At 66.0% G+C, this 25567-nt stretch carries 29 protein-coding genes and 5 tRNA genes; 8 read left to right on the top strand and 26 right to left on the bottom strand.

From position 1 onward, the window contains the following. Positions 1 to 52: 52 nt before the first annotated feature. Genes QZH52_RS24220 through QZH52_RS24210 form a run of 3 tightly spaced genes read left to right on the top strand, consistent with a single transcriptional unit; the run spans position 53 to position 3749 of the window. Positions 53 to 2155, top strand: a complete 2103-nt coding sequence (locus tag QZH52_RS24220) for an ATP-dependent helicase (protein ID WP_301813036.1) — start codon at positions 53 to 55, stop codon at positions 2153 to 2155. Continuing rightward, complete coding sequence (locus QZH52_RS24215; protein WP_301813035.1) at positions 2152 to 2610, top strand: hypothetical protein; 459 nt, start codon at positions 2152 to 2154, stop codon at positions 2608 to 2610. Before QZH52_RS24220 ends, QZH52_RS24215 begins: the two co-directional genes overlap by 4 nt. Further along, the gene (locus QZH52_RS24210; RefSeq protein WP_301813033.1) at positions 2607 to 3749 is read left to right on the top strand and encodes a phospholipase A; all 1143 of its coding nucleotides are present in this window, start codon (positions 2607 to 2609) and stop codon (positions 3747 to 3749) included. The genes QZH52_RS24215 and QZH52_RS24210 overlap by 4 nt, the downstream gene beginning before the upstream one ends. 101 nt (positions 3750 to 3850) lie before the next feature. Here the strand turns inward: QZH52_RS24210 and QZH52_RS24205 are convergent, their stop codons facing one another. Further along, positions 3851 to 5374: a DHA2 family efflux MFS transporter permease subunit gene (locus tag QZH52_RS24205; RefSeq protein ID WP_301813032.1), complete on the bottom strand. Its 1524-nt coding sequence runs from the start codon at positions 5372 to 5374 to the stop codon at positions 3851 to 3853. Next, the gene (locus tag QZH52_RS24200) at positions 5371 to 5832 is read right to left on the bottom strand and encodes a MarR family winged helix-turn-helix transcriptional regulator (protein WP_301813030.1); all 462 of its coding nucleotides are present in this window, start codon (positions 5830 to 5832) and stop codon (positions 5371 to 5373) included. The genes QZH52_RS24205 and QZH52_RS24200 overlap by 4 nt, the downstream gene beginning before the upstream one ends. Positions 5833 to 5895: 63 nt before the next feature. Here QZH52_RS24200 and QZH52_RS24195 point away from each other — a divergent pair, with 63 nt between their 5' ends. Further along, the gene (locus QZH52_RS24195; RefSeq protein ID WP_301813029.1) at positions 5896 to 6564 is read left to right on the top strand and encodes a YceH family protein; all 669 of its coding nucleotides are present in this window, start codon (positions 5896 to 5898) and stop codon (positions 6562 to 6564) included. A gap of 24 nt (positions 6565 to 6588) precedes the next feature. Here the strand turns inward: QZH52_RS24195 and QZH52_RS24190 are convergent, their stop codons facing one another. From QZH52_RS24190 to QZH52_RS24145, 10 genes are all read right to left on the bottom strand, one after another. After that, a complete protein-coding gene (locus QZH52_RS24190; RefSeq protein ID WP_301813028.1) occupies positions 6589 to 7809 on the bottom strand; it encodes an RtcB family protein in 1221 nt (406 codons plus the stop codon). Between the two features lie 29 nt (positions 7810 to 7838). Beyond that, complete coding sequence (locus QZH52_RS24185) at positions 7839 to 8858, bottom strand: SDH family Clp fold serine proteinase (RefSeq protein WP_301813027.1); 1020 nt, start codon at positions 8856 to 8858, stop codon at positions 7839 to 7841. A 71-nt stretch (positions 8859 to 8929) separates the two neighbouring features. Continuing rightward, positions 8930 to 9502: an HNH endonuclease gene (locus QZH52_RS24180; RefSeq protein ID WP_301813025.1), complete on the bottom strand. Its 573-nt coding sequence runs from the start codon at positions 9500 to 9502 to the stop codon at positions 8930 to 8932. A gap of 46 nt (positions 9503 to 9548) precedes the next feature. Then, positions 9549 to 9622 (bottom strand) — tRNA-His (locus tag QZH52_RS24175). Positions 9623 to 9627: 5 nt separating this feature from the next. Then, positions 9628 to 9804 (bottom strand): short-chain dehydrogenase, encoded by a 177-nt coding sequence (locus tag QZH52_RS24170; RefSeq protein ID WP_301813023.1) that lies wholly within the window; start codon positions 9802 to 9804, stop codon positions 9628 to 9630. A gap of 25 nt (positions 9805 to 9829) precedes the next feature. Further along, positions 9830 to 9905 (bottom strand) — tRNA-Asp (locus QZH52_RS24165). 6 nt (positions 9906 to 9911) lie between these two features. Next, positions 9912 to 9987 (bottom strand) — tRNA-Pro (locus QZH52_RS24160). Between the two features lie 12 nt (positions 9988 to 9999). Further along, positions 10000 to 10076 (bottom strand) — tRNA-Glu (locus QZH52_RS24155). A 13-nt stretch (positions 10077 to 10089) separates the two neighbouring features. Continuing rightward, positions 10090 to 10166 (bottom strand) — tRNA-Leu (locus tag QZH52_RS24150). Between the two features lie 369 nt (positions 10167 to 10535). Then, entirely contained in the window at positions 10536 to 10730 is a 195-nt protein-coding gene (locus QZH52_RS24145) for a hypothetical protein (RefSeq protein WP_301813022.1), read from the bottom strand. 128 nt (positions 10731 to 10858) lie between these two features. Between QZH52_RS24145 and QZH52_RS24140 the strand changes: the two genes are divergently transcribed. The 4 genes from QZH52_RS24140 (at position 10859) to QZH52_RS24125 (ending at position 13438) form a co-directional block, all read left to right on the top strand. Further along, on the top strand, positions 10859 to 11242 hold the full coding sequence (locus QZH52_RS24140; RefSeq protein ID WP_301813021.1) for a hypothetical protein: 384 nt from the start codon (positions 10859 to 10861) through the stop codon (positions 11240 to 11242). A 294-nt stretch (positions 11243 to 11536) separates the two neighbouring features. Further along, positions 11537 to 11890, top strand: coding sequence for a hypothetical protein (locus QZH52_RS24135; RefSeq protein WP_301813019.1), 354 nt, complete (start codon positions 11537 to 11539; stop codon positions 11888 to 11890). A gap of 88 nt (positions 11891 to 11978) precedes the next feature. Next, on the top strand, positions 11979 to 12596 hold the full coding sequence (locus QZH52_RS24130) for a type IV toxin-antitoxin system AbiEi family antitoxin domain-containing protein (RefSeq protein ID WP_301813017.1): 618 nt from the start codon (positions 11979 to 11981) through the stop codon (positions 12594 to 12596). Then, entirely contained in the window at positions 12593 to 13438 is an 846-nt protein-coding gene (locus QZH52_RS24125) for a nucleotidyl transferase AbiEii/AbiGii toxin family protein (RefSeq protein ID WP_301813016.1), read from the top strand. The genes QZH52_RS24130 and QZH52_RS24125 overlap by 4 nt, the downstream gene beginning before the upstream one ends. Positions 13439 to 13727: 289 nt before the next feature. On the opposite strand, the gene QZH52_RS24120 is transcribed toward QZH52_RS24125, so the two are convergent. The 14 genes from QZH52_RS24120 to trbB form a co-directional block, all read right to left on the bottom strand. Next, on the bottom strand, positions 13728 to 14096 hold the full coding sequence (locus QZH52_RS24120) for a hypothetical protein (protein ID WP_301813013.1): 369 nt from the start codon (positions 14094 to 14096) through the stop codon (positions 13728 to 13730). Between the two features lie 37 nt (positions 14097 to 14133). Then, positions 14134 to 14364: a hypothetical protein gene (locus QZH52_RS24115; protein ID WP_157900045.1), complete on the bottom strand. Its 231-nt coding sequence runs from the start codon at positions 14362 to 14364 to the stop codon at positions 14134 to 14136. 58 nt (positions 14365 to 14422) lie between these two features. Then, positions 14423 to 15691, bottom strand: coding sequence for a SidA/IucD/PvdA family monooxygenase (locus tag QZH52_RS24110; RefSeq protein WP_076204315.1), 1269 nt, complete (start codon positions 15689 to 15691; stop codon positions 14423 to 14425). A 110-nt stretch (positions 15692 to 15801) separates the two neighbouring features. Next, positions 15802 to 16041 (bottom strand): DUF2274 domain-containing protein, encoded by a 240-nt coding sequence (locus tag QZH52_RS24105; RefSeq protein WP_286539695.1) that lies wholly within the window; start codon positions 16039 to 16041, stop codon positions 15802 to 15804. Beyond that, on the bottom strand, positions 16038 to 17324 hold the full coding sequence (locus tag QZH52_RS24100; RefSeq protein ID WP_301813007.1) for a TraB/TrbI/VirB10 family type IV secretion system protein: 1287 nt from the start codon (positions 17322 to 17324) through the stop codon (positions 16038 to 16040). Before QZH52_RS24100 ends, QZH52_RS24105 begins: the two co-directional genes overlap by 4 nt. A gap of 2 nt (positions 17325 to 17326) precedes the next feature. After that, on the bottom strand, positions 17327 to 18349 hold the full coding sequence (gene trbG / locus QZH52_RS24095; RefSeq protein ID WP_301813005.1) for a P-type conjugative transfer protein TrbG: 1023 nt from the start codon (positions 18347 to 18349) through the stop codon (positions 17327 to 17329). Next, the gene (gene trbF, locus QZH52_RS24090) at positions 18346 to 19059 is read right to left on the bottom strand and encodes a conjugal transfer protein TrbF (RefSeq protein WP_076196625.1); all 714 of its coding nucleotides are present in this window, start codon (positions 19057 to 19059) and stop codon (positions 18346 to 18348) included. The genes trbG and trbF overlap by 4 nt, the downstream gene beginning before the upstream one ends. Before the next feature lie 22 nt (positions 19060 to 19081). Next, a complete protein-coding gene (trbL, locus tag QZH52_RS24085) occupies positions 19082 to 20452 on the bottom strand; it encodes a P-type conjugative transfer protein TrbL (protein WP_301813004.1) in 1371 nt (456 codons plus the stop codon). A 3-nt stretch (positions 20453 to 20455) separates the two neighbouring features. After that, a complete protein-coding gene (locus tag QZH52_RS24080) occupies positions 20456 to 20794 on the bottom strand; it encodes an EexN family lipoprotein (RefSeq protein WP_366919318.1) in 339 nt (112 codons plus the stop codon). Between the two features lie 9 nt (positions 20795 to 20803). Beyond that, complete coding sequence (trbJ, locus tag QZH52_RS24075; protein WP_076196631.1) at positions 20804 to 21532, bottom strand: P-type conjugative transfer protein TrbJ; 729 nt, start codon at positions 21530 to 21532, stop codon at positions 20804 to 20806. Further along, positions 21529 to 23967 (bottom strand): conjugal transfer protein TrbE, encoded by a 2439-nt coding sequence (gene trbE / locus QZH52_RS24070; protein WP_301813003.1) that lies wholly within the window; start codon positions 23965 to 23967, stop codon positions 21529 to 21531. The genes trbJ and trbE overlap by 4 nt, the downstream gene beginning before the upstream one ends. Before the next feature lie 7 nt (positions 23968 to 23974). Beyond that, positions 23975 to 24247, bottom strand: coding sequence for a VirB3 family type IV secretion system protein (locus QZH52_RS24065; protein ID WP_076196635.1), 273 nt, complete (start codon positions 24245 to 24247; stop codon positions 23975 to 23977). After that, positions 24244 to 24576 (bottom strand): TrbC/VirB2 family type IV secretion system protein, encoded by a 333-nt coding sequence (locus QZH52_RS24060; protein WP_076196637.1) that lies wholly within the window; start codon positions 24574 to 24576, stop codon positions 24244 to 24246. The genes QZH52_RS24065 and QZH52_RS24060 overlap by 4 nt, the downstream gene beginning before the upstream one ends. Continuing rightward, entirely contained in the window at positions 24573 to 25565 is a 993-nt protein-coding gene (gene trbB / locus QZH52_RS24055) for a P-type conjugative transfer ATPase TrbB (RefSeq protein ID WP_239467245.1), read from the bottom strand. Before trbB ends, QZH52_RS24060 begins: the two co-directional genes overlap by 4 nt. Positions 25566 to 25567 lie beyond the last annotated feature (2 nt).

The following is a 25567-nucleotide window of genomic DNA, read 5'->3' as shown; positions in this document are numbered from 1 at the left end:
GGGCGGCGCAGGGGCGCCCGTATCATTCGCGGTTCCCGCCTCCGAACTCCCCATGTCTTCCGGTCTCAATCTCGCGCAACAAGAAGCCGTCAACTACATGCACGGCCCCTGCCTGGTCCTTGCGGGCGCGGGCTCGGGCAAGACCCGCGTGATCACGCACAAGATCGCGCGCCTGATCCAGGCCGGCCTCGAGCCCAAGCGGATCGCCGCCATCACCTTCACCAACAAGGCCGCCTCCGAGATGCGCGAACGCGCCAAGGGCCTGATCGGGCGCGATGCCAAACAGGTGGTGGTCTGCACCTTCCACGCTTTAGGCGTGCGCATGATGCGCGAGGACGGCGCGGTGCTGGGCCTGAAGCCGGCCTTCAGCATCCTGGACAGCGACGACGTCACCAAGATCCTCAAGGACGCCGGCGGCACCACCGATGCCGCCACCGCGCGGATCTGGCAGTGGACCATCAGCAAGTGGAAGAACATGGGCCTCAACGCGGCCCAGGCCGAGGCCCAGGCGGCCGACGACAACGAGCGCATCACGGCCCGCATCATGGCGCGCTACGAAGAACGGCTGGCGGCCTACCAGAGCGTCGACTTCGACGACCTGATCGGCATGCCGCTGAAGCTGCTGCAGCAGCACGACGAGGTGCGGGCCAAGTGGCAGGCGGCGCTCGGCCACGTGCTGGTCGACGAATACCAGGACACCAACGCGACCCAGTACGAAGTGCTGAAGGCGCTGGTCGGCGAGCGCGGCCGCTTCACCGCGGTGGGCGACGATGACCAGTCGATCTACGGCTGGCGCGGCGCCACCCTCGACAACCTCAAGAAGCTGCCGGTGGACTACCCGAACCTCAAGGTCATCAAGCTCGAGCAGAACTACCGCAGCACCAGCGCGATCCTGCGCGCCGCCAACAACGTGATCGGCCCGAACCCGAAGCTGTTCCCGAAGACGCTGTTCAGCGAACTCGGCGAGGGCGAGCCGGTGCGCATCGTCGATGCCGACAGCGAAGCCCACGAGGCCGAGCGCACCGTGGCACGCATCCAGAGCCTGCGCGCCGGCGACGCCACCGCGCAAGGCCCGCAGCACAAGGAGTTTCGCGACTTCGCGATCCTCTACCGCGCCAACCACCAGGCCCGCGTGTTCGAGCAGGCGCTGCGCAAGGCGCAGATTCCGTACAAGGTCTCGGGCGGCCAGAGCTTCTTCGACCGGGCCGAGATCAAGGACCTGTGCGGCTGGTTCCGGCTATGGGTCAACAACGACGACGACCCGGCCTTCCTGCGCGCCGTGACCACGCCCAAGCGCGGCATCGGCCACACCACGCTTGCCGCGCTCGGCACCTTCGCGAGCCAGTACAAGCTGAGCCTGTTCGAGGCCCTGTTCAGCCCCTCGCTGCCCAGCGTGATGCCCAAGCGTGCGCAAGAGGGCCTGCATGAGTTCGGCCGCTACATCAACGATCTCGAGTACCGGGCCCGCCGCACCATGGGCGCCGAGGACGCGCGCGCTTTCCTGGGTGGATGGCTCAAGGAGATCGACTACGAAAAGCACCTCTACGACGGCGAGGACAGCGAGCAGGCCGCGGCCAGCCGCTGGACCAACGTGATGGAGTTCTGCGACTGGATGTCGCAGCGCTGCGGCGGCACCATCGACGACGCCTCCGGCGCCACTGTCGAGAGCGAGCGCAAGAGCCTGCTCGAAGTGGCGCAGACGATCTCGCTGCTGTCGACCATCAGCGAGCGCGAGCAGGACCAGAACGTGGTCACGCTGTCGACGCTGCACGCCTCCAAGGGCCTCGAATGGCCGCACGTGATGCTGGTCGGCGTGACCGAGGGCCTGCTGCCCTTCAAGCTCGACGACGACGGCGGCCGGCAGGAAAAGATCAGCGAAGACACGCTGACCCGGCTCCAGGAAGAGCGCCGCCTGATGTACGTGGGCATCACGCGGGCCCAGCGCAGCCTGGCGGTGAGCTGGACCAAGCGGCGCAAGAAGGGCCGCGAGATGGTCGCCGCCCAGCCGAGCCGCTTCATCGCCGAGATGGCGCTCGACAAGAAGACCGCCAAGGAAGATCCGCGCGAGAAGCTCAAGGCGCTGCGCGCCGAGTTCGCGCGCAAGGTGCAGGACAACGCGGCTGCCGCTGCCGCCGCGGCCGCCTCCGCGCCATGAAGGGCATTCGCAGGGCCTGGCTGGCCGCGGCCTGCATCGCCTTCGCCGCCGGCGCCGCGGCGCAAGGTGGCCCTGCGGCCTGCCCCGCCAGCGCCTCCGAGCTGCCGCTGCAGGCACTGTTCGGCGACTGGGAAGCGCGCATCGACGGCACCCAGGGCGTGGCAAAAGTCAAGCTCAACCAACATCCCGACTACGCCGGGGTGCGCGGCACAATCGCGCGGGACGGTGACAGTGGCCCCGCGACCGTGTCGCAGCTGGCGGGAGATATCGACGACGACGGCATGCTGAGCCTCGACGAATCGCTGGACGGCCACGCCATCAGCGGCGTCTGGCTGGGCGCGATGCAGCCGGGGTCGTGCGGTCGAGAGTTCAAGGGGGTCTGGCGCGACGCCGCGAACGACAGCACGCATCCGTTCGTCCTGAACAAGATTGGCAATTCGGCAACTGATCGATGAATCAACGCACCCTTCTATTCACCGCTCTTTTCACCGGCCTCGGCGCCACCGGCGCCCTGGCCCAGGCGGTGGACAAGCCGCCGAGTCCCCTTTCCGAATCCGAACTGACCTGGCAACAGTGCCAGCGCCTGACGGGCAGCGGCAACAACGAGGCGCGGCTCGCCTGCTTCGACCGCTGGGCCCAGCAGCAGACCCTGCCCGCGGCCGCGGTGCCGACGGCGCCGTCGGTGCTGGTCGAGACGATGCCGCCGGTGGACGCCACGGTGCCGGCCACGCGGGTGATCACGATCGCCACCGAGGACGGCTGCCGCGACCGCCAATACTCGCTGCTGTCGCGCTTCTGGGAGCTGGAGGCGGGCAGCAGCTGCGGCACGCTGGGCTTCCGCGGCTACCGACCGCTCAGCGTCGGCCTCGGCGTGGCCGCACGTGAGCCCGAGACGGCGACTTCGCCGGCGCCCAACCACACCGGTGTCGACCGGCCCTACCAGGCGCAGGACATGCGCATCGGCCTGTCGCTGCGCACCAAGCTCGCGCAGGGGCTGCTCACCGGCGACGATCCGGTCAAGAAGGACGGCCTCTGGTTCGCCTACTCGCAGCTCTCGACCTGGCAGGTGTTCAACGAAGATCTGTCGCGCCCGTTCCGCACCACCGACCACGAGCCCGAGGTCATGTACAGCTACCCGCTTGACTACAAGCTGCCGGGCGGCTGGCGGCTGCGCTACACCGGCGTGGGGCTGGTGCACCAGTCGAATGGCCAGGACCTGCCCTATTCGCGCAGTTGGAACCGGGTCTACCTGATGGGCGGCGCCGAGCTCGGCGACCAGTTCACGATCACCGGACGGGTCTGGTCGCGCATCTCCGAGAACGCCGCCAAGGACGACAACCCCGACATCACCAAGTACCTGGGCAACGCCGACATCCGGCTCACCTGGCAGATCGATCGCTTGAACCAGGTCGTGGCCTGGGCGCATGGCGGCAAGGGCGCGGTGAAGCTCGAATGGCTGAAGGTCATCGGCGACCCGGTGAGGAGCAACCTGCGCCTGCAGACCCAGCTCTTCTACGGCTACGGCGACACCCTGGTCGACTACAACCGCAAGCGCACGGTGTTCACCATCGGGCTGGCGCTGGTCGACTTCTGAGCGCCCGCGAGGATCAGGCCGGCGCCGGGCCGCCCCAAGGCGGCCTGCGGCCCCCCCGGGGGGCAGCGACCCACACGCAGTGGGGGAGCCGTGGGGGCTCTTCAGTGCGGCACCTCGGCCGCGGCCCCTGGGGCGGCGCGGCCGGGGCTGCGGATCAGCAGCAACAGCGGGATCGCGGCCAGCGTGACCGCCATCATGATGCCGAAGTCGGACAGGTAGCCGATCAGCACGCCCTGGCGCGTGACCTCGCCGTTCAGCATCGCGAGGCCGGCCGGGCTGGACGGGTTCAACAGATGCGGCAGGCCGGCGAGGCCATGGTTGCCCGGCCCCACGGTGGCGGCGAGCGTCGCATGGGCCCGGCCCGAGTTTTCGGTCAGCAGGGCCTGCACGATCGAGATCCCGACGCTGCTGCCGATGTTGCGCAACAGACTGAAGACCGGCGTGCCCTGGTTGCGCAGCCGCGGCGCCAGGGTCGCGAAGGCGGCGGTCGACAGCGGCACGAAGGTGAAGCCGATGCCCAGGCCCTGGATGAAGCCCGAGACGATGATCAGCGAGCTGTCCATCTCGAGCGTCAGGCGCGTCATCTGCCAGAGCGAGAACGCGGTCAGGCCGAAGCCCACGGCCATGATGGCGCGGACGTCGACCCGCTGCACCAGCCGGCCGACCACGATCATCGCGATCATGGTGCCGATGCCGCGCGGCGCGGTCACGGCGCCGGTGTAGACCACCGGGTAGCCCATCAGCCCTTGCAGGAAGCTCGGCAGCAGCGCCATCGTGCCGTAGAGGATCATGCCGACGATGAAGGCGAACAGCAGGCCGGTGACGAAGTTGCGGTCCTTCAGCAGGTCGCGGTTGAAGAAGGACACGCCCTGCACGGTCCAGGTGTGGACCACGAAGAAGGCGAAGGCGATCAGCGCCGCCGCGGCCTCCATCCGGATCTCCCAGGAATCGAACCAGTCGAGCTGCTCGCCGCGGTCGAGGAACAGTTGCAGCATGCCGATCGCGAGGCTCAGCGTGACGAAGCCGAAGATGTCGAGCCGCTCGCCCTGCGGCCGGCTCTCGGGCAGGAAGCGCATGATGCCCCAGAGCGCGAAGATGCCCACCGGCAGGTTGATGAAGAAGACCCAGCGCCAGTCGAAGTTCTCGGTCAGCCAGCCGCCCAGCAGCGGCCCGAGGATCGGCCCGACCATGATCCCGGCGCCCCAGATCGCCATCGCCTGGCCGACCTTCTCACGCGGATTGATGTCGAGCAGCACGGCCTGCGACAGCGGCACCAGCGCGGCACCGAACACGCCCTGCAGCAGCCGGGCGGCGACGATCTCGACCAGCGAGTTCGCCAGCCCGCAGAGCGCCGAGGCGATCGTGAAGCCGATCACCGAGACCATGAAGACCTTGCGCCGTCCCCAGTGGCCGCACAGCCAGCCGGTCAGCGGCAGCGCGATCGCCGAGGCCACGATGTAGGAGGTCAGGACCCAGGTGATCTGGTCCTGCGAGGCCTGCAGGCTGCCCTGCATGTGGGGCAGCGCGACGTTGGCGATGGTGGTGTCCAGCGCCTGCATGATGGTGGCGAGCATGATCGACACCGTGATCAGCCCGCGATGGGCGACGCCCGGAGCGGGGTTCATCGCAGCTCCTCGGTTTGCAGCGACAGCAGGCCCTCGCGGGCCTTGGCGAGCAGGGCGACCAGCTGGGCCCGTTCGGCCGGCGCGAACTGCGCCAGCGCGCGCGCCTGCAGGCCGTCGCTGAGTCCGAGCGCGGTGTCGAGCGCCTGTTCCGCGCTGGCCGCCGCGCGGACCAGGCGCACGCGCCGGTCGCTCGGGCTGTCCTGGCGATGGATCCAGCCGGCCGCCTCGAGCCGGTCGCACAGGCTGCCGACCGCCATGGCGCTCAGGTCGAGCCGCTGCGCCAGCTCGACCTGCGACATCGGCGCCTCGTCGCCATGCATCGCCAGCGCGCCGAGCACCCGGCACTGGGCCCGCGACAGGCCGATGCGTTCGCGCGCCAGCCGGTCGAACTGCTCGCCGTAGAGTTTGGCGACGTCGTTCACGAGGAAGCCGAAGCGCTGGCTGAAGTCTCTTTTCATAAGGGGCCTTATTATAAATAGGCTTAGTAGTTCGTGCAGCCCGTCCAGCGCGACAATCCGGCGATGACCTCCTCCCTGCCCACTCTCTCGCTGCTCGAAACCCGCGTCCTCGGCGTGCTGGCCGAGAAGCAGCGCACCGTGCCCGACAGCTATCCGCTGACGCTCAACGCGCTGGTCGCGGGCTGCAACCAGAAGACCAGCCGCAATCCGATCCTGGAGGTGACGGACGCCGAGGCCACCGCGGCGCTGGACAGCCTGCGCGGCTACAGCCTGGTGTCGGAGAGCAGCGGCGGGCGGACCTTCCGCTATGCCCACAACATCGACGGCGTGCTGCGGATTCCTTCGCAGTCGATCATCCTGCTGACCGTGCTGATGCTGCGCGGGCCGCAGACCGCGGGCGAATTGCGCATCGCCTGCGACCGGATGCACAACTTCGCCGACATCTCGGCGGTGGAAGGCTTTCTCGACGAGATGGCGGAACGCCCGGCCGGCGCGCTGGTCGTGAAGCTGGCGCGGCTGCCCGGGGCGCGCGAGAGCCGCTGGGCGCATCTGCTGAGCGGGACGCCGGCGGAAGATGCGGCGAGTCCGTCGGCGGTCGCCGGTGGCAGCACCGATGTGTCGCTCGGCGAGGTGGCGGCGCTGAAGGCCAACGTGGCGCGGCTCGAGGGCGAGGTCGCGAGCCTGAAGGCGCTGGTCGCGCGCATCTGCTCGGAGCTCGGGATCGAAGGCTGAGAAGGCCCGAGCGCCGCGCGGCGCTCAGCCCTTCACGCACACCACCTGCTTCAGGGTGTGGACGACCTCGACCAGGTCCTGCTGCGCCGCCATCACGGCATCGATGTCCTTGTAGGCGGCCGGCGTCTCGTCGATCACGTCGCGGTCCTTGCGGCATTCGACGCCTTCGGTCGCGGCGCGGTGGTCGGCCAGCGTGAAGCGGCGCTTGGCCTCGCCGCGGCTCATCACGCGGCCGGCGCCGTGCGAGCAGCTGTCGAAGCTGTCGGCATGGCCCTTGCCGCGCACGATGTAGCTGCGCGCACCCATGCTGCCGGGGATGATGCCCAGCTGCCCGGCCTTCGCGCTGACCGCGCCCTTGCGGGTCACGTAGACGTCCTCGCCGAAGTGGTGCTCCTTCTGCACGTAGTTGTGGTGGCAGTTGACCGCTTCGACGTGGCTCTGGAAGCTCTTGCGGATCACCGTCTTCGCGGCCTCGATCACGCGCCGCATCATCACTTCGCGGTTGACGGCCGCGAACTTCTGCGCCCAGCCCACCGCCCGCACGTAGTCGCCGAAGTAGCGGCTGCCTTCCTCGAAATAGGCCAGGTCCCGGTCGGGCAGGTTCACCTGCAGGCGCATCGCATCCTGCTTGGCCAGCTCGATGAACATGGTGCCGATGAAGTTGCCGACGCCGCGCGAGCCCGAGTGCAGCATGAACCACACGAAGCCCGCTTCGTCGAGGCAGACCTCGATGAAGTGGTTGCCCGTGCCCAGCGTTCCCAGGTGCTGGATGTGGTTGGTCTTGGCCAGCTTCGGGTAGTCGCGGCACAGGGCCGTGAACTCGGGTTCGAGCTGCGCCCATGCGGTGTCGACCGAGCCCGGCGTCTTCTGCCACGCGCCGGGATCGCGCGCGCCCGGCTTGCGGCCGTGCGGCACGGCACGCTCGATGGCCGAGCGCAGCGGGCCCAGGTTGTCAGGCAGGTCAGTGGCCACCAGCGTGGTCTTGCAGGCGATCATTCCGCAGCCGATGTCGACGCCCACCGCGGCCGGGATGATGGCGCGCAGGGTCGGGATCACCGAGCCCACCGTGGCCCCGATGCCGACGTGCACGTCGGGCATGGCCGCGATGTGCCTGAAGACGATCGGCAGCCGCGCCGCATGGCTCAGCTGGCGCCTGGCCTCGTCTTCGACCGGCACGCCGCGCGTCCACATCTTGATGGGCACGCCGCCACCGGCTTCTTCCTCGATGTAGTTCTTGTCGTTCATGGTGTTTCTCCTTGTGCGGCCGTCGCGCATCACGCCACGTGCAGCTCGCCACGCCGCAGGCGCGAGCCGATGCGCTCGATGCGGCGCCAGCCGCTGTTGTCGTTGAGGGTGATCCAGCGCCGCTCCTCGGAACGGTAGAACCAGTCCTTGTCCTGCTGGTAGTACACCTGTGCGCCGCTGGCTTCCCAGATGTTGGCGATCTCGTTGCTGTGCGCGCGCTGCTCGTCGAAGTCGGTGGTGGCCTTCTGGCCCATCTCGCTGTAGAGCGCGTTGAGCTGCAGCAGCAGCGCGGCGACCTCGGCCGGCATGCGCTCGGCGGCCAGGCCGATCTTCACCGCCTCGTCCAGCAGGATCGGATAGTTGTGCGAAGGGTACTTGCCGTTGAGTGCGCCCGCAATCGCCTCGGCCTTGGCCTCGTCGGCGACGTGGTAGGCCAGCAGTTCGCGGCACAGCATGATCGACAGCGACTCGGCCCGGTCGACCGCGCCGATCACCAGCGGATGCACGTACTGGAACAGCGACTTGTAGGCGTTCTCGGGCACCTCGCCTTGCTGATCGCGCCACAGGCGGATCACGCGCTGCAGCTCGTCGAGGCTGACGCCGACGCGGTCGTTGTCCCGGTCGACCGGCGACAGCGAGTGGTTCAGCGAGGTGTCGACCGCGGTGAGATAGGCTGTCGGGCCCATCAGGATCTGGTCCGCGCCAAGCGCCACCATGGTGGCGGCCGACGCGCACTCGAGCGGCACCAGCGCGACCAGCCGGCGGCAGTGCTGCCGCAGCAGGTTCACCAGCCGCAGCGACACCTGGCCGCTGCCGCCGCTCGACTTCAGGAACAGGTAGATCACCTCGTGTTCTCCGAGCCGCTGCAGCACGTGGTACATCGCGACCACGTCGCTGTGGCACACCGAGCCGCGCGGGCCGTTCCAGTAGGCGATGAGCGGCGCACCGAGCTGCTCGGCCAGCTGGGCGATCAACGCCTGCGTCTTGCCGAACAGCACCGGAGGCTGCTTGATCTTCACCTCGATGGCCGGGAGTTGTTCGTTCTTCATGTTGTTCTCTTTCAGTTGATGGGGCTGCTCAGCGCAGCCTCGGACGCCGTGGCGCCCGAGCCGCGGCAGCGTCAGCTCAGCCGCGATCCCTTCGGCAGGCGCGCGGCCAGCCACTCGTGCACGTCGGCGCGGATGTGCCGGCCCTCGAGCAGGAAGCCCTCGAAACGGCTCGGCACGTAGGGCAGGTAGACCAGCGGCATGCGCGCCTCTTCCGGCGTGCGGTCGGCCTTGCGGCCGTTGCACGCGCCGCAGGCGGCGACCAGGTTCATCCAGGTCCAGCCGCCGCCGCGCGATTCGGGCACGATGTGCTCGCACTGCAGATCGCGCTCCGTGAAGCGCTGGGCGCAGTAGGCGCAGGTCATGCGGTCGCGGCGCAAGAGCTTGCGCTTGCTGAAGGCCGGTGCGACGTCGAACAGGTTGACGCGCGAGGCGCCAGCCAACGCGATGATGGGATGCACATCGATGACCGACTGGCGGCCGCGCTCGACATTGAAGCCGCCGCGCAGCGTGGCCAGCGGACCATCGCCATCGACCCATGCGACCGAGCCCGTGGCCACATACAGCGCCGCGTGCTCGAGCGAGATCCACGCCTGCGGCGTGCCCTGGATGTCGAGTTGCAGCACGTGGCTGTGGAGCGGGTGCATGGGTGGCCTCCTTTCATGGCCGGGTCGGGGGAAATGCTTGGATGAATGGGGTGCACGAACGGAATCGAACCGTCGTCAGCGGGATCACGACCAGCGGCTCTGCCATTGAGCTACGCGCACCATGATCACCACTCGCCCAGTTCTCTCACGCGTTGGTCGAGATCCATGCGCCCGAGGCGATCCGGCGCCTGCCGGTGGAAAATCAGGGCGCCGAGACGCCTTGCCACGGCGCGAGCCAGCGGATCGCGTGGCTTGGCTGGCCGCACGACGATCGTGCGAATGGGGGTGTTGCATGTGCGCATGGCGGCTCCTGTGATGAAGTTGAGTTGGCGTTCCGCAGGGGAGTCGAACCCCTGACTTCCTCCTGGACAGGGAGGCACTCTGGCCACTGAGTTAGCGGAACAAGGTCTGGTCCGTGCGGCAGGTTTCGAACCTGCGGCCTCGTGCTCCCAAAGCACGCGCGCTGTCTGCTGCGCCACACACGGCAAAACTGAAGATGGCGTCTCGTGCGGGGGTCGAACCCGCGATCTTCGGGATGAAAGCCCGATGTCCTTGGCCACTAGACGAACGAGACAAGAAGAGAAAGTTGGTGCCCCAGGGGAGAGTCGAACTCCCAGGATTCCGCTTCTGAGGCGGACACGTCTGCCGGTTCCGTCGCCGGGGCCTTGAACGATCCATTTCGGTTGTGGCCTCACGCGATGGGCAACGCGTCGCGCGCGCTGCCCCGTCGACATCGCTGCACAGGGGTAATCGAGCCCCTGCACATCCCGCCAGGCCGTCCACGCGGCTGATCCCTGGCGGTGGGGTGAAGTCACACCCGAAATGGAGCGGGCACCGAGCGCAAGGCCCGGGGTCCGCATCTTGCGAAGCGGCGATCCGGTCCAGTGTCCGGTCGCGCCTCGCGGCAAATTCTTAAGGAGCATCCACCGGATTCAGACCACGGTGCGTGCAGCGCGATCACTGCAGAAAAACAAAAAGGCCCGGAACCTTTCGGTGTCCGGGCCTCTGCAATAGAGAGCTTGGAGGTACGCGCCTACGCGCTCCCTCCACCCGGTGGCACTTGATCCTCATACGCCTTGGCCCACAAGCTGGCTTGCGTGGCGTGCATGGGGTTCAGGCGCAGATCGAATTTCGACGGCAGGTTGCCGAGGTCGTGGCACGACGAGACGCGCACGAACGTCCGGCCCGATGCGGGTCGAATGCTGGTGTGGCTCAGAGCTGCGTTCACGTTGGTTCCTGCTTGCGTTGATGAAATTCGTGCGGCTTGGGCCGCGAAGGAAGTGGACTGTAAATAGTCTTTACTGAGGCGTCAACAGGCTCGACAATCTTTTCCTGTCTCGTTGTTGTTTTTGAACAGTGCTCCCTCTCACCGTCATCCGTCGCCGCAACGCGCTGCTGCTCCATCGGCGCTTTCTCGAACAGGCGATCGCCGCCGGCCTGCCGGCCAAGGGCCTCGACCAGGCCTTCGCGAAGAAGCTCGAGATCTCGCCCAGCATGTGGAGCCAGATCAAGAGTTCGCGGCCCATCGGCGACATCCTTGCGCGGCAGATCGAGCGGCACTGCGATGTCGATGCCGGTTGGCTCGACGAAGAAGACCTGGTCGCCGATGCGCCGGATCCGGCGGAGGAGCGCTTCATCGGCGCTGCGCGGCGGGCTTGGCGAAGGGCCAACGCGAAGGGGAAGCGGGAGCTGAGTCGGTCGCTGCGAGCGATCGCGCTCGAACAAGCGCCATCGCCGTAGCCTCATTGAGGCCCCTCGGCCCACGCCCTATACTGCGCCCGTCACGTCAAAAAAGAGGCCGTGATCGGGTTTGACAGCCCGTGCAATCACTGCGGACCAAAGCCGCAGTTCAACCACGCAGGACCTGCGGCTTTTTCGTTCGCGCCTCCATTTTTGGCGGCTCGGACGGGAGGGCGCGAGCCCTGCCGGTTTCACGCAAGTGGTTGCCCGGTCTGTCAACCCGTTCGAGCTGCCGCCCTTGATTGACAGCGAGTGCGGCGGTTGCAGCAAACCGCAATCACTTGGAGGCCTCACATGGCTGATTCCGCTCCCGCATTCGCGCCATCCCCCCAGCGTTCCACGTCTCGCAGCATTCGCGATCCAGTTGCCACCGAGGCGCTCGCCCCGCGCCCGCACAGCGCAGCATCGCTCGCCTTCAAGGCGCAAGCCGAACTGGACCACCTGTGCGACGTCCAACTCGCCTACGCCTGCATCGAACAACTGCTCGATCCGGACCGCTTGAGTGACGACGAGGAGATGCAGATCCACGCCACGCGCAGTCAGTTCAGCGCCCTGTTGAGGCTGCTCAACGGGGAGTTGAAGCAGCGTCTCGAGTCTGTGGGTGCCGCGCTGCAGTCGGTGCGCGGTGCCTTGGAGGGCGGGGCCTGACAGGCGCCTCCTCCGGTCGACCCAACCGCGATGTTCTGTTATATATGCAATTGTTGATTTTTATATAAAAAAAGCAACATACTGCGACATGGCCAGCCACTCCCAAAGCACCCAGGAAGACGCCATCCTCGCGCTGGCAGCTGAGCACCCGCTGCTGCGGGCACGCGAACTGCGCGAGCACGGGTTGCCGACGATCGCCCTCAGCCGCCTGGTGGGCGCCGGCAAGCTCGAACGCGTCGCTCGCGGCGTCTACAGCCGGCCGGGGCGTGCAATCAGCGAGCATCGCTCTTTGGCCGAGATTGCGCTGCGCGTCCCGCGCGGTGTGGTGTGCCTGCTGTCGGCACTGCGCGTGCACGGGATCGGTACGCAAGCCCCCTCCGAGGTTTGGCTGGCCCTTCCATCCAACGTGCCCGCCCCACGCATCGACCAGCCGGCCCTGCGCGCGATCCGCATGTCCGGTCCGGCGCTCACCGAAGGCATGGAGCATCTGCTGATCGACGGCGTGCAGGTTCCAGTCTTCAACGCGGCGAAGACCGTTGCCGACTGCTTCAAGTACCGCAACAAGATCGGCTTGGACGTGGCCCTCGAGGCACTGCATGACGGCTGGGCGCAGCGCAAGCTGACCATGGACGCGCTCTGGCACTACGCGAGCGTCGATCGGGTCGCCAATGTGATGCGCCCCTATCTCGAAAGCGTCACCCTATGAGTCGCAATGTCGCCGCGTCTGTTCGAGCGCGCCTCAAGCAAATCGCGGACTTCTCGAAGCAGGATTTCAACCTCGTCCTCACGCACTATGGGCTGGAACGGTTGCTGTATCGGCTGTCCATCTCTCCCCACGCGCCCAACTTCCTGCTCAAAGGTGCGCTGCTGTTCTCACTCTGGTACGACCATCCGCACCGACCGACGCGAGACGTCGATCTTCTGGGCTTCGGTCCTGCCGACATCGACTCCGCTGTTGCAGCGTTTCGCGAGATCTGTCGGATCGCGGCGGACGACGGCATCTTGTTCGACATCGGATCGATCAAGGGGGCGGACATCCGCAAGGAAGCTGGCTACGGCGGTATCCGGATCGACATCCGCGCAACGCTCGATGGCGCCCGCATCGCGTTGCAGGTCGACATTGGTTTCGGTGACGCGGTCACGCCGACAGCGGAAGCCGTCATCTACCCGGTCCTGCTTGAAGACCTGCCCGCACCGCAATTGCGCGCCTATCCCAAATACACGGTCGTCGCCGAGAAGCTCCATGCCATCTGCCTGCTGGGCATGGTCAACACGCGGATGAAGGACTACTTCGACCTCGATGCCTTGATGGCCGAGGGCACTCTGGACCCCACAGAATTGCGCCGTGCGATCGATGCGACGTTTGCGCGTCGCGTGACGGCGTTGCCCATTTCCATGCCACCCGGTCTGGACAAGGCCTTCGCGGCCGACGCCGTCAAGCAGGTGCAATGGGCCGCATTTCTGAAAAAGAACCGGCTGGACCCAGTCGCGTTGCAAACCGTGGTCATGCGGCTTCAAGAAGCATTTCGGAATGCCGGGGTCTTCTGACCCGCGCCTGCATCGGCTCCGCAGCGCCGAAGCGCGGCATGACCTGCACAAGGTCAGGAAGAAGCCGCGCTTGTAGAAACGCCCCAGGGCCCTGAAGGGCGCTGGAGCGCATAAATATGGTGGCCTGGGGCTGGATCGAAAAAACACCTGCAGCCCGCGCCAGCACTCACTTTCAGAACTACCTCGATTCTTGGGGCACCCCTTGGGGTACACCAGACCTCGAACCCCGATTCTATTCCCGCCATAGCCCGCTGCCGACCGACCAGGCACTAGAAGCGGAGTCGGCGATTCAATGGACTTCAAACGCGCGAATTTGCGTCAGCACCTGGGAGACAACCAGCGGAAGTCTCTCGCGGGAGCAAGCCGCATTCTTGATCGCCTCAGACGCGGCCGAGGACTGCAGCTGCCACCGGACAAACCTATCAGATGAGATCCCCGCATGTATTCGGAGGTACCGCTCGACGATGATGGCCGGAAGCTTCGCAAGCACGAAGTGACGGGCGTGAGGGGCACCCTCAAACCAATTGGAGAGCACCATCGCCACCTCATCAAACCTTCCGTCCACGGAAAGCTGTTGAACGATGTCGAAGACCGCCCCGCTTGGGCTGCCATATCGAGTGTTCAGAGCGTCTGCAACGATTTCAGTGACAACACGCATAGAACTTTCTCCGCAAATCTCATCGACCCTTTGGGATCTACTTTGGCGCGGCCTTTAGCTTCGCCTTCTTGGCCGCTACAGGCTTATGGCCGACAGCCGCACCTACTACTGAAGGTTTTTTTTGCTTGTTGGCAGCCATCCCCAGTTCGATGTACTTGCGGATCAGATCATTTTTACTAGTGTGCAGCTTGAATGCCTGATCGCGAAGCTCATCATCTATGGTGGGACTGATGTAAACGGTGCGCAGCACCATGTTAGAAATACCCATTTACAACCTCCAAGCGTACATATGTACATATGTACACGATAGGCACGGAAAAGTCAAGTCACAGGTACGATCTGAGAATAAGGTCGGACATCGCGCCAAGAGCCATCAGGTTCCCATAGCCTGGTCCCTGGGTGCTCGAGAGCATCGGGGCATGCAGCCGCGGAAATGTCCAAGGTGCTCCTTGGAACTCCAGCGACTCATTGAGTCCATCGCGCAGTGCATCCCTGTAGACGTCGGACCGCTTCATCGCAGGCGGGACGCCCGTGAGCAGGTTCAGGAACCACCAAGAATCGAAACCGGCCGCATCAATCAACAGTTCCGGTCTCAGAAGGACTGGAATCGTGTCCCCCCGACGTACGGCGACCTCAACGTGCGTAGATTGCGGCGTGACCCGGGTAGCACGCCCGTTTTGAAAGCGGACGCGCGAAGCAGTGGCAACCTCGTTCATCACTGTGCCCCAAACCACGCCCCGATTGAGTCGATCAAAGAATTCTCTCTTGCTTGACGGAGAAAGAGAATTCCAAGCTTCATCGTCGCTGAACAGCCTGTTTTCGAATACGCTGTCGCCCCGTGTGTACAACGCCCCTTGATCGGCGATGATGAAAATCTCCCGGTCACGATGCCCGTTCTTGCAGAGCCACGCGAGGACTGCGGCCGCCGTGCCGCCAGCTCCGATGATTGCTATCTGGCCATCTTTGCGAGACGCGGGAAGAAGCTTTCGTATCTCGCCGGTCCGCTGCCAAAAGTCGATGCCGTTGAAGATTCGACCACTGGATCCGGATTTGCTGATCCCCCGCGCCGGACCTGGCCCCGTCACGACAACACCATCAAACAGGGTGTCTGAGGCAGCGGACCAACCGCCGCCTGGAGTTTTCGACAAGATCCTCCATTGTTCGCCCTTCTCCGAAAGCCGCCCAACACTCGCTTTTACGACGCTCGCGTCAGACTTCTTGACACTCCAGTCAAGATAGGCGGCAAAGTCCTCGTGCGTGGGCGGGCGTCTGCCCCCATCCACCCAGTCCCGATACGAAGGCCGCTTTGAGCCAAGAAAGGTAGCCCAGGAGAACTCCTTCAGCGTGAAGGAAGCAACCGGCTCACCGAGGATCGTTGTGTAGGGGAAGCCTAGGTCCCGCTCTGCCGGCGTACAAAGTCGCTGAGCACCATCTGTGTAGCCCGCGCGGCCATTCCAGTTGGCACCGATCACATCCTGCTCAAAGATCGTCACGCCGATATCGGCTACGCCCTGCTTTCGGAGTGCATATGCCTTTGCGGCCAAGGCGGCAGCCTTCGCACCTCCACCTATCACAGCAACATTCTTTTTTGTCATCGTTGACCCCATGCGGACGCCACGATGGCGTGTCATACCTTCAGTCAGCAATTTTCCCTGAAAAAGGAGGGCGAACCGGCGACGTGCCTATGCGGAGGTTCAATCCAACGCTACGAGCGGCTAGACGGCCGTGCCAACTGGACGCGGCCCTTGAAAGCGCGATCGCGAGCCATAAAGTGCATCAACATGTGCGGGATAAGGGAGACCGCATCTACCGACTCGCCATATGCCTGGGAATGTTGGGCGGCATACCGGTCCAACATGTCCTTCAAATCGGCAGGCAATGTCACCACGACCTTCACGGTCGTTGACTTTGGCAATGGGCCTAGACGGAGCTTTGCTCCGCTCATTGCGACGCTCCCCGCTGGAAGAACAGCGGCTGATACGGCCGCAGCACCAAGTCCTTGCTCACCATCACCCGCATCGGGAAGCCCGGCCGGATCGTCAGCGTCGGCTGGATGCTCATGTTGCGCTTCGTGATCTCCTGCCCGACTTGGTTCACCGTGTCCTGCGCGCTCTCACGTCCCGCAACGACGATTCGGTTGCCATCGGTGCGGTTCTCCGGCGCCGCCAGCTCCGCGCCGATCCCTAGCAGGGTGGACAACGCAGCGCCGGCCAGGATGCGGTCCCAATGCCAATCGACGCCATCCTCCAGCCCGGCGTAGCCGGCAGGGTCGATGCCGGGCAGACGGTCGAGCGCAACCGACGATGTGTCCGGCAGGATCAGCCGTGTCCATACCAGCAGCACGCGCCGCTGACCGAAGGCTACCTGGCTGTCGTAGCGGCCGATCAGGCGCGAGCCCTGCGGAATCAGTAGATGGCGGCCCGTGGCAGTGTCGTAGACCGCTTCCGACACGTTGGCGATCACCTGGCCAGGCAGGTCGGAGTTGATCCCGGTCACCAGCGCCGCCGGGATGATCGTGCCTGCCATCACCTCGTAGGGCGACGCCGGCAACTGCAAGCTCCCGGGATTGCGCGTGGATGAGTCGCTTGCCTTTGCGATGAACGCCTCCTTCTGATCCTGCCGGTTCTGCACAGCCGTCGGATCGGAGTGCTGCGCTGCGGTGGCAGTGGTCCCCATCGGGTTAAACGGCTGATTGCCTGAAGCGAGCGCCGAAGGGTCAGCGGCGGCCTGTGCGGCGCCCGGCTTCGGCCCAGCGTTGCTGCCGCCGCTTCGGAAAAAAACCGAGGACCGCGCCGCCTCTTCGGCCGCCAGACGCTCGGCCTGCGCCGGATCCACGCCACCACCCGGCGGTCGAGTTTCCATCGGCTGCTGCGCCTTGACGATGGCAGGCCCTAGATCCCCCGGCAGCGGCTCGCCCAACACGGGGGGCGCCGGCTTCAATGCCGGCGGGATTCCCGCATAGTCCCTGGGCAACCGGTCCAGGTTCTCGGCGCGAGAGACGCGATCGACGTTGAACAGCTCGGTGGCCAGATTGCGCTCGCGCTTGTTCGGCTGCAGCGACCACAGGGTGCCGCCGAGCACGGCAGCGGCCAGGACGCCGGCACCGACGGCCAGCATGCGGCGGTTCAGGCGCGTGACGGGGCGCGGCGAAGCGCGCAAGGCCACGGATTCGGGTTCGACCTTCGGGGCTGCGGCCGGCGCCGTATCGGGCATGTCGGACGTCGCCATGCTCAGTTCCTCCGGTTTGCGCCTGTTCCAGCGCCCGCACTGACACCATCGGTGCGCTCGATGCGCACCACCTGCGCCTTGTCGCCGCCCAGCCGCAGTTCGGCCGCGCCGAACAGGCGGTCCACCACGTAGTACGGCGAACGGAAGCGGTAGTTCACCAGTTGCCCATCGCCTTGCGGCCCGATCACGAATAGCGGCGGCAACTCACCTTGGGTGATGCCGCCTGGGAACTGGATGTAGACGCGCTCGCCATCGTCGAAGGCGCGCAGCGGCTTCCACGGCGGACTGTCGCCACTGACGGCGTAGCGAAATCTGATCTGCTCGAGCGTCATGCCGGTTTCCACCGGCGCGCTGGCCTGGGCTTGCTGCGCCTGCTTCTGCAGGGCCTGCATCCGGTCCTTCGGGTAGTCCCAGGACACAGAGGCCATCCAGGCCTGCGGCGTCGACGAGAGTTCGAGCAGGTAGGTGCGACGGTTCGTCGTCACCACCAGGTTGGTCTTCAAGCCAATGCGCGTGGGCTTGACCAGGATGTTCACGCGCAGCGTCACACCTGACCCGCTGGCTGTATCCCCCACGATCCAGCGCACCGTGTCGCCGGCCGAAACCGTCACCAGCTCCTCGCCCTGCTGCAGGGCAATGACGGTGACGCGTCCCGGACTGGTGTAGACCTGATACAGCGCGCCGTCAGCGTAGGGCCAGACCTGGATCGCATTGACATAGCCCTCGCGCGTCGGTGCGATGCGGGCCTCCAGGTTGGCACGGGAAACGCGGAGCTTTTCGTCCGCGGGTTCCGGTGTCAGCTTCGCGTCGGAGTCGCTTGGCAGCGCTTTCATCTGCTCGGGCAGCGGCAAGGGCTTCGGCATCTCAACCACTTCGATGGGCTTCGGTGGATCCGGTAGCGGCTGCGCGGCAACGGCAACGGGCTCGTCCAGCGAGATCGTGGGCGGGGCCTTGCCCTGCGTGGCGCAGCCAGCGAGGACCAGCAAGATCAATGGCAGTACGGATTTACGGAGATGCGTGTTCACGGCTTTGTTCCTTTCATTGCATCGGTGGATTCGAGTTCACGGCTCCAGGACAGCCCGTTGACATAGATGCCCAGTGGGTTCTTGCGCAGCCGCTGCTCGGTGCGCGGCGGCTGCAGCACGACGGCCAGCACGGCCGTCCAGCGCTCCATGCCAGAGGGCGAGCCGTTCGCGAAGCTGCGCTCGATCCAGCGCACCTGGAAAGACGTGTCGCTGGCTCGCACAACGCTCGTCACCTCCACGGCCACCGAGCTTTGCCCAATGCGCGAGAACGGATCGTTCGCTCGCGCGTAGTCGTTCAAGGTGGCCGCTCCACGGTCCGTCGTGTACTCGTAGGCCTCGAGCCAGTTCTGCCGCACCACGATCGGGTCGATAGACAGCGAACGCACGTCGGTGACGAAGCGCGCCAAGTGGTGCGCGATCTGCGCGTCGTTGGGCTTGTAGGGCGTGGCCGCCTCGCCCACAGCACGCACCTGACCGGCGTTGTCCACCTCGACGACGAATGGCGTCACGATGGACTGGGCCGAACGCCACACGAGGCCGCCGGCCATCAGCAGCGCGAGGGACAGGCAACCGAAAGCCATCAGCCTCCAGTTCTTCGCCTGAACGCGCGCGCTGCCGATGCGCTGGTCCCAGACCTGCGCGGCGGCCTGGTAGGGGGTGACGGGTTCGGGCGTCGCCGAGTACCGCACCTGGGGTCGTTTGAACCGCATCTGGATCTCCTATGAATTTGAGTCAGGTATTCGAGCTGTCATGCAGGCTCGGGCTGGCGCCACTTCCTCCGGCATCGCCCGAACGCAATGTGTGCGCAGCCGTCGTCGCCGCATGCGTCATCTGCTGTTTGCGGCGCATCTGCTTGGCCCACGCGGGCTCAGCAGTTGGCGCATGGGCTTCGGACCCATCGGCCGCGGGCTTGGCAGCGGCAGGCGCAGCCGCATCGGCAACGAAGCTCGCCACCCCGTCTTTGACGGCTTTGGCGCCGGACGCGACGCGCTGGCCCACGGCGCTGGTACCACTGCGCGCGACGTTGGCAAGGCCTGCACCGGCCGCGCGCATGCCGCTGGCGCCCGATGCTGCAGCGCCGGCTTGGTAGGCGGATTTCGCCCCGCTGGCCACGGCCGTTGCAGAGCGCGCGGCGCTTGCGCCGCCGCCGATGGCTGATCGCGCGGCACCCGGCGCCATGCGAGCGCCAGCGGCCACCGCAGAACCCGCACCTGCCACAGCAGCACCGCCGGCCACGGCCAAGCCGGCGGCACCCAGCGCCGTCCCCGCCGCCGCACCCGCTCCGAGCTGGGGTGCGCCAGACACCAGACCCGTCGCAATGCCCGGCCCGAAGATCCCCAGACCCAGCATCGCCAGCGCGGCCAGCATGATGACCAGCGCATGGTCGATGGAGGGCTCGGCGCCCGGCGGCACTGTGAACTCGGCGAACAGGCCTGTGCCGATGCCCACGATCACGGCCAGCACCAGCACCTTGATGCCCGAAGACACCACGTTGCCCAGCACCCGTTCGGCCAGGAACGCCGTCTTGTTCCAGAGCGCGAACGGCACGAGCACGAAGCCTGCGAGCGTGGTCAGCTTGAACTCGATCAGCGTCACGAACAGCTGCACCGCGAGCACGAAGAAGCTCACGATCAGCACCAGCCAGGCCAGGAACAGCACGGTGATGACATCAAGGTTCGCGAACACCTCCGGAAAGCCCGTCAGGTCGCTGATCTGCTTCATGATCGGCGCGCCGGCCTCCACGCCCACGCGCGCCAGCCGGCCCGGCTGCAGCAACTGGCCCTGGGTCATCGACGAGCCCGACGCCACCAGCCCCAGTCCGGCGAACGACCGGAACACGATCCCCGACAAGCTGTTGAAGTTATTCAGGATGAAGGCGAAGGCGCCGACGTACAGCACCTTCTTGATCAGCTTGCCGATCACGTCGTCGCCACTGCCGCCGCTGGCGTTGCTCATCGCCCAGAAGAGGCCTGCCAGCGTCATGTCTATCGCGACCAGCGTGGCTGTCAGGAACCCCACCTCGCCGCCCAGCAGGCCGAAGCCCGAGTCGATGTAGCGCGAGAAGACGTCCAGGAAGCGGTCGATGACCGACAGGTCGTTCATCGGTCAGTCCTTGGGCGCCGATGGAGGCACGGGAGACGGTGCTGCGGACGCCGATGCCGCGGGCGGAGAGAACGCTGCCGGCGGCGGGGATGTGGTCGAAGAGGGCGGCGTGTACTTCGGCCCGTCGCTGCCAAAGAACCGCTGGCGCGTTGCCTCTGCCACCGCGTTGCACTGGGCATCGCCGACCTTGGCGTGGTCAACCTTGCATTGCGCGCGCAGTTCCTTCAGGCGCTCGGGATTGGCCATCAGCGACTCGACGGACTCGATGGGCGCGGGCTTGCTGCAGGCAGCAACCAACACCGCTGCGACAGCGGCCAGGATCATGATCAGAAGCTGTCTCATGGCCGCCCCTCAGTTGCTGTAGAAGTTGACCGTGTAGGGCGTGTACGTCGTGCCGTCGCCCTGGAAACGCCGGCGCACCTCGCGTGCGCGCTCCTGCACCGCGACCTGCCGCGCCTGCTCCAGCGCCGTCGCACGATCCTGCGTGATCTGGAGCTGCTGCGCCTGCATCGCCTGGCGCGATTGCAGGGCCAGCAACTGGTTCGTCGCTTGCATTGCCTGCAGGGCCCCGGCGGCCGACTGGCTGCGGTTCACCAGGTCGGTCAGGGTCCGCTCGTCGGACGTGAAGTTCTGCACTGCCTGGGACTGCACCTTGGCCGCGGTGCGCAGCGCTTCGAGGGAGTTGGTCCAGCGCGTGCGCGCGTCGGTCGCCATCTGCGTGCCCGAGATCGCCGCCGAATAAGACTCGGGGTACAGCCGACGGAAATCCGTCTCCATCTGCGCAACGTTGAAGGCCAGGCCCTGGCCCTGCTGGATCAACTGGTTCGTCGCCGATAGGGCTGCGCGCAGCTCATTGAGCGCGCTGAAATCCAGGCTGGTCAGATTGCGTGCCTGATTCATCAGCGATTGCGCCTGGTTCTGCAACTGTTTGATCTGGTTGTTGATCTGCTCAAGCGTGTTGGCGGCCGTCATGATGTTCTGCGCCAGATTGGTGGGATCGATCACGACCCACTGCGCATGCGCGGCGGGAGCAATGGCGATCAGCGACGCCGCAGCGGCGGCGAGAAGCTGCTTCTTCATGGTGAGTTCTCCTGAAGTGACGAAGGAATGAATGGAAACGATGGGATGAGGTCAGCGGCCCAATCGAGGTCGCGGTGGCGCAGCCAAGCTGCTGCGAAGCCCGAGGAAGTGGCGGCTGCGGACACGGCGTCGATGGCCCGTTGGTCTTCGGGTGTGGACGCTCCGGCAAACGCCAGCGCCACCGACCCCAGTCCGAGGTCGAAAACCCGGTTGCCCAGCCGCGACTGGTAGTAGTAGTCGCGTTTGGGTTGCGCAGTCGCGACGATTTCCATCTGCCGCCCGTTGAGTCCGAAACCCTCGTAGATCACCCGAATCTGCGGCTCGGTCGCCTGCGGGTTCGGCAGGAAAATGCGGCTTGCGCAGCTCTCCACGATGGCCGGCGCAATCGTCGAATCCTTGATGTCCGCCAGCGACTGCGTGGCGAAGATCACCGAGACGTTCTTCTTGCGTAGCGTCTTGAGCCACTGACGGATGCGCGATGCGAACACCGTGTCATCGAGGAACAGCCAGGCCTCATCCAGAATCAGCAACGTAGGCGCGCCATCGAAGCGCTCGTCGAAGCGGGCAAACAGGTAGCCGAGCACCGCCAGCACTGCCGCCTTGCTGTGCATCAGCTCTTCCATCTCGAAGCCCTGCACAGATGCAGTACCGAGCCGGTCCCTTTCGGCATCGAGCAGCTTGCCGTGCGCGCCACCCAGAACGTAGGGCTGCAGGGCCTGACGCAGGGCGTTGGACTGCAGCAGCACCGACAGCCCGGTCATGGTTCGCTGCTCGAACGGAGCGCTGGCCAGACTGTTGAGCGCCGACCAGACGGCGTCCTTCTCGGGCGGGCCGACGGTGACGCCTTCTTGAATCAAGCGCCCCTCGATCCACTCGGCCGCCCAGGTGCGGTAGCCGTGCTGGTCGATGCGGGCGAGTGGCTGGAACGCAATGGCGCCCTCGGTGCCGAGGTCGTAGTGTTCGCCGCCGAGCCCGAGAATGGTGGCTCGCATGGAGCGGCCCATGTCGAAGGCGAAGATGCGCGAGCCCGGGTAGCGACGGAACTGCATCGCCAGCGTCGCGAGCAGAACCGACTTGCCCATGCCGGTCGGTCCCACGATCAGTGTATGGCCAACGTCGCCGATGTGCGTGACCAGACGGAACGGCGTCGCTCCATCGGTGCGGGTGACGATCAGCGGCGGGCCATCAAGGTGCGCATTGCGCTCCGGCCCGGCCCACACGGCCGACACCGGCATCATGTGCGCCAAGTTCAACGTCGAAACAATGGGTTGGCGCACGTTCGCGTAGGCGTGGCCCGGCACCGATGACAGCCAAGCATCGACCGCGTTCAATGTCTCGGGTATGGTGACGAAGCCGCGACCCTGGATGGCCCGTTCGACGGCACGCAGCTTTTCGTCGGCCGCAGTGGCGTCGGCGTCGAGTACGGTCACCGTGGCCGTGACGTAGCCGAAGGCCACCTGGTCGCCGCCCAGCTCCTGCAGTGCCGCGTCGGCGTCCGTTGCCTTGTTCGAGGCATCGGAATCCACCAGCGGACTCTCCTGCTGGAAGATGGTTTCGCGCAGCAGCGCAACGATATTCTTGCGCTTGGCGAACCACTGGCGGCGCAGGCGGCTCAGTTCCTTCTCCGACTCAGCCTTGTCCAGGCACAGGAATCGCGTGCTCCAGCGGTAGGCGAAGCCTAAGCGGTTCAGATCGTCGAGCAGGCCCGGCCAAGTGGAGGTCGGAAACCCGCGAATCGACAGCGCCCGCAGGTGCTGATTTCCGAGCATCGGCGCCAGACCGCCCACTAACGGTTCGTCGGCCAGCAGCGCGTCCAGATGCATGGCTACCTCGGGCACGGCCACCGCATGCCGGCGCGTGGACACGCAGCCATGCAGGTAGGTCAAGGTCTGCGCGTCGTCGAGCCATGAGATCTCCGGCATCACGCCGTCGAGCAGACCGAAGAGGCGTTCGGTCTCGGACACGAAGGCTTCGAGCCGCTCACGCCAATCCACGCCTTCGGACCGGTGGTTCTCATAGAGCATCCGGGCCGCGCGGGCCGTCGACTCCTCAGGCGGCAGGTACAGCAGCGTCACGTGGTAGCTGCTTTCGAAGTGGCTGGCGTCCTCCTCGAAAGCGGCACGGCGTTCTTCGTCAACCAGCCACGAGAGCGGCTCGGGAAAGCTCGAATCGGGATAGTCAGCCGCTTCGCGTCGCACGGCGTCGACGAACAAGGCCCAACCGGAGCCGAGACGCCGTAGCGCGTTGTTGAGCCGCGCCGACGTGGCGACCAACTCTCCTTGTGTCGCGCTGTCCAGGTCCGGCCCCCGGAACCGTGCCGTGCGCTGGAACGAGCCATCCTTGTTGAGCACGACGCCGGGCGCCACCATTCCGGCCCACGGTAACCAGTCGGCCAGCAACGCGGGGCGCTTGCGGTATTCGGTGAGATTCAACATCGTGACCTCACACGTCCAGCAACTGCCGGTGCTTGATGTGTCGCGCGAAGACCTGCATGAATTGCGGGTCCAGGCGAGCTCCCCAGACGGCGAGCGAATGTCCGATGACCCATAGCCCGAAGCCGGGAAGCCAGAGCTGCAGGCCCAAGCCGACTGCGGCGGCCAGCGTGCCGTTGGCGATCGCCACGGTGCGCGGTGCCCCACCCAGCAGGATCGGCTCGGTCAAAGACCGGTGCAGCGGCACCTCGAAGCCGGCCAGACTTCCGATGGTGGAGTTCATGCCAGCACCGCCCCGCCCGTGAAGCTGAAGAAGGTCAGGAAGAAACTGGACGCGGCGAAAGCGATCGACAGACCAAACACGATCTGGATCAATTTCCGGAAGCCGCCGCTGGTGTCGCCGAAGGCTAGGGCCAGGCCAGTCGAAATGATGACGATCACTGCAATGATCCGTGCCACCGGTCCCTGAATGGATTCGAGCACCGATTGCAGCGGTGCCTCCCAAGGCATGTTCGAGCCGGCCGCATGCGCGGGCAGCGCCACGGCGAGCAGCAGCGCCGCTGCGGCGGCAACGTAGAGAAGCGGTTTTGCGGAAACGCGTGAAGTCGTCATGAAGGATCTCCTGTGGAAGAAGGGTTGGAAGGAGGAAGCGACGGGAAGAAAGACAGCTCGGTATCGAGCTGGTAGCCGTGGCTGTCATGGCCGACGACGCGCGCGATCTCTCGCACGCGGCGCGAGCGGCCACGGCCGGCAATGAAGACGATGACGTTGACCGCCTCGGCAATCAGGGCGCGCGGGATGGTCACGCTGACCTCCTGCACCAGTTGCTCCAGCCGCGTGAGCGCGCCGTGCGCCGAGCCGGCATGCACGGTGGCAATGCCGCCGGGGTGTCCAGTGCCCCAGGCCTTGAGCAGGTCCAGTGCTTCGGAGCCGCGCACCTCGCCGACGACAATGCGGTCCGGTCGCAGCCGCAAGGTGGCACGCACCAGGTCGGCCATGGTGCTCACGCCCGGCTCGGTGCGCATGCACACATGGTCGTCGCTGCGGCACTGGAGCTCCACCGTGTCTTCGAGGATCAGCACACGGTCGCGCGTCTCTGCGATCTCGTCGAGCAAGGCATTGGCCAGCGTGGTCTTGCCGGTGCTGGTGCCGCCCGCGATGACGACGTTCAGGCGCTCGCGCACCGCGCGGCGCAGGAACGCCGCCTGCTCCTCGGTCATCACGCCATCGGCCACGTAATGGGCCAGCGTCATGATGTGCAGCGCCCGCTTGCGGATCGCAAACGACGGCGCGCGCACGACGGGCGGCAGCACCCCAAGGAAGCGTTCACCAGTCTCAGGCAGCTCGGCCGACAGGATCGGTGCGCCCGGATGCACCTCGGTCCGCACGTGCGCGGCCACCAGCCGGATGATCCGTTCGGCCACTGCGGGCGGAATCGCTGCGCCGGTGGCCTCCCGGCCCGAGCCCAGCCGGTCCACCCAAAGCGAGCCGTCCGGGTTCAGCAGCACTTCGACGACTTCGGGGTCCTCCAACGCGGCCGCAATCTCCGGCCCCATGGCTGTGCGCAGCATGCGGATGCGCCGCTCCAACGAGGCGTCCATGC

Source organism: Variovorax ginsengisoli (genome assembly GCF_030486595.1).
GTDB classification, from domain to species: Bacteria; Pseudomonadota; Gammaproteobacteria; order Burkholderiales; family Burkholderiaceae_C; genus Variovorax; species Variovorax ginsengisoli_B.
Note: the sequence above shows the minus strand (reverse complement) of the source record. Positions and strands in the feature narration are given on the sequence as shown.

Bases quoted from the DNA above. Each gene is read 5' to 3' on its own strand.
- QZH52_RS24220 (WP_301813036.1), top strand. From the start codon at position 53: ATGTCTTCCGGTCTCAATCTCGCGCAACAAGAAGCCGTCAACTACATG.
- QZH52_RS24215 (WP_301813035.1), top strand. From the start codon at position 2,152: ATGAAGGGCATTCGCAGGGCCTGGCTGGCCGCGGCCTGCATCGCCTTC.
- QZH52_RS24210 (WP_301813033.1), top strand. From the start codon at position 2,607: ATGAATCAACGCACCCTTCTATTCACCGCTCTTTTCACCGGCCTCGGC.
- QZH52_RS24205 (WP_301813032.1), bottom strand. From the start codon at position 5,374: ATGAACCCCGCTCCGGGCGTCGCCCATCGCGGGCTGATCACGGTGTCG.
- QZH52_RS24200 (WP_301813030.1), bottom strand. From the start codon at position 5,832: ATGAAAAGAGACTTCAGCCAGCGCTTCGGCTTCCTCGTGAACGACGTC.
- QZH52_RS24195 (WP_301813029.1), top strand. From the start codon at position 5,896: ATGACCTCCTCCCTGCCCACTCTCTCGCTGCTCGAAACCCGCGTCCTC.
- QZH52_RS24190 (WP_301813028.1), bottom strand. From the start codon at position 7,809: ATGAACGACAAGAACTACATCGAGGAAGAAGCCGGTGGCGGCGTGCCC.
- QZH52_RS24185 (WP_301813027.1), bottom strand. From the start codon at position 8,858: ATGAAGAACGAACAACTCCCGGCCATCGAGGTGAAGATCAAGCAGCCT.
- QZH52_RS24180 (WP_301813025.1), bottom strand. From the start codon at position 9,502: ATGCACCCGCTCCACAGCCACGTGCTGCAACTCGACATCCAGGGCACG.
- QZH52_RS24170 (WP_301813023.1), bottom strand. From the start codon at position 9,804: ATGCGCACATGCAACACCCCCATTCGCACGATCGTCGTGCGGCCAGCC.
- QZH52_RS24135 (WP_301813019.1), top strand. From the start codon at position 11,537: ATGGCTGATTCCGCTCCCGCATTCGCGCCATCCCCCCAGCGTTCCACG.
- QZH52_RS24130 (WP_301813017.1), top strand. From the start codon at position 11,979: ATGGCCAGCCACTCCCAAAGCACCCAGGAAGACGCCATCCTCGCGCTG.
- QZH52_RS24125 (WP_301813016.1), top strand. From the start codon at position 12,593: ATGAGTCGCAATGTCGCCGCGTCTGTTCGAGCGCGCCTCAAGCAAATC.
- QZH52_RS24120 (WP_301813013.1), bottom strand. From the start codon at position 14,096: ATGCGTGTTGTCACTGAAATCGTTGCAGACGCTCTGAACACTCGATAT.
- QZH52_RS24115 (WP_157900045.1), bottom strand. From the start codon at position 14,364: ATGGGTATTTCTAACATGGTGCTGCGCACCGTTTACATCAGTCCCACC.
- QZH52_RS24110 (WP_076204315.1), bottom strand. From the start codon at position 15,691: ATGACAAAAAAGAATGTTGCTGTGATAGGTGGAGGTGCGAAGGCTGCC.
- QZH52_RS24105 (WP_286539695.1), bottom strand. From the start codon at position 16,041: ATGAGCGGAGCAAAGCTCCGTCTAGGCCCATTGCCAAAGTCAACGACC.
- QZH52_RS24100 (WP_301813007.1), bottom strand. From the start codon at position 17,324: ATGGCGACGTCCGACATGCCCGATACGGCGCCGGCCGCAGCCCCGAAG.
- trbF (WP_076196625.1), bottom strand. From the start codon at position 19,059: ATGCGGTTCAAACGACCCCAGGTGCGGTACTCGGCGACGCCCGAACCC.
- trbL (WP_301813004.1), bottom strand. From the start codon at position 20,452: ATGAACGACCTGTCGGTCATCGACCGCTTCCTGGACGTCTTCTCGCGC.
- QZH52_RS24080 (WP_366919318.1), bottom strand. From the start codon at position 20,794: ATGAGACAGCTTCTGATCATGATCCTGGCCGCTGTCGCAGCGGTGTTG.
- trbJ (WP_076196631.1), bottom strand. From the start codon at position 21,532: ATGAAGAAGCAGCTTCTCGCCGCCGCTGCGGCGTCGCTGATCGCCATT.
- trbE (WP_301813003.1), bottom strand. From the start codon at position 23,967: ATGTTGAATCTCACCGAATACCGCAAGCGCCCCGCGTTGCTGGCCGAC.
- QZH52_RS24065 (WP_076196635.1), bottom strand. From the start codon at position 24,247: ATGAACTCCACCATCGGAAGTCTGGCCGGCTTCGAGGTGCCGCTGCAC.
- QZH52_RS24060 (WP_076196637.1), bottom strand. From the start codon at position 24,576: ATGACGACTTCACGCGTTTCCGCAAAACCGCTTCTCTACGTTGCCGCC.
- trbB (WP_239467245.1), bottom strand. From the start codon at position 25,565: ATGGACGCCTCGTTGGAGCGGCGCATCCGCATGCTGCGCACAGCCATG.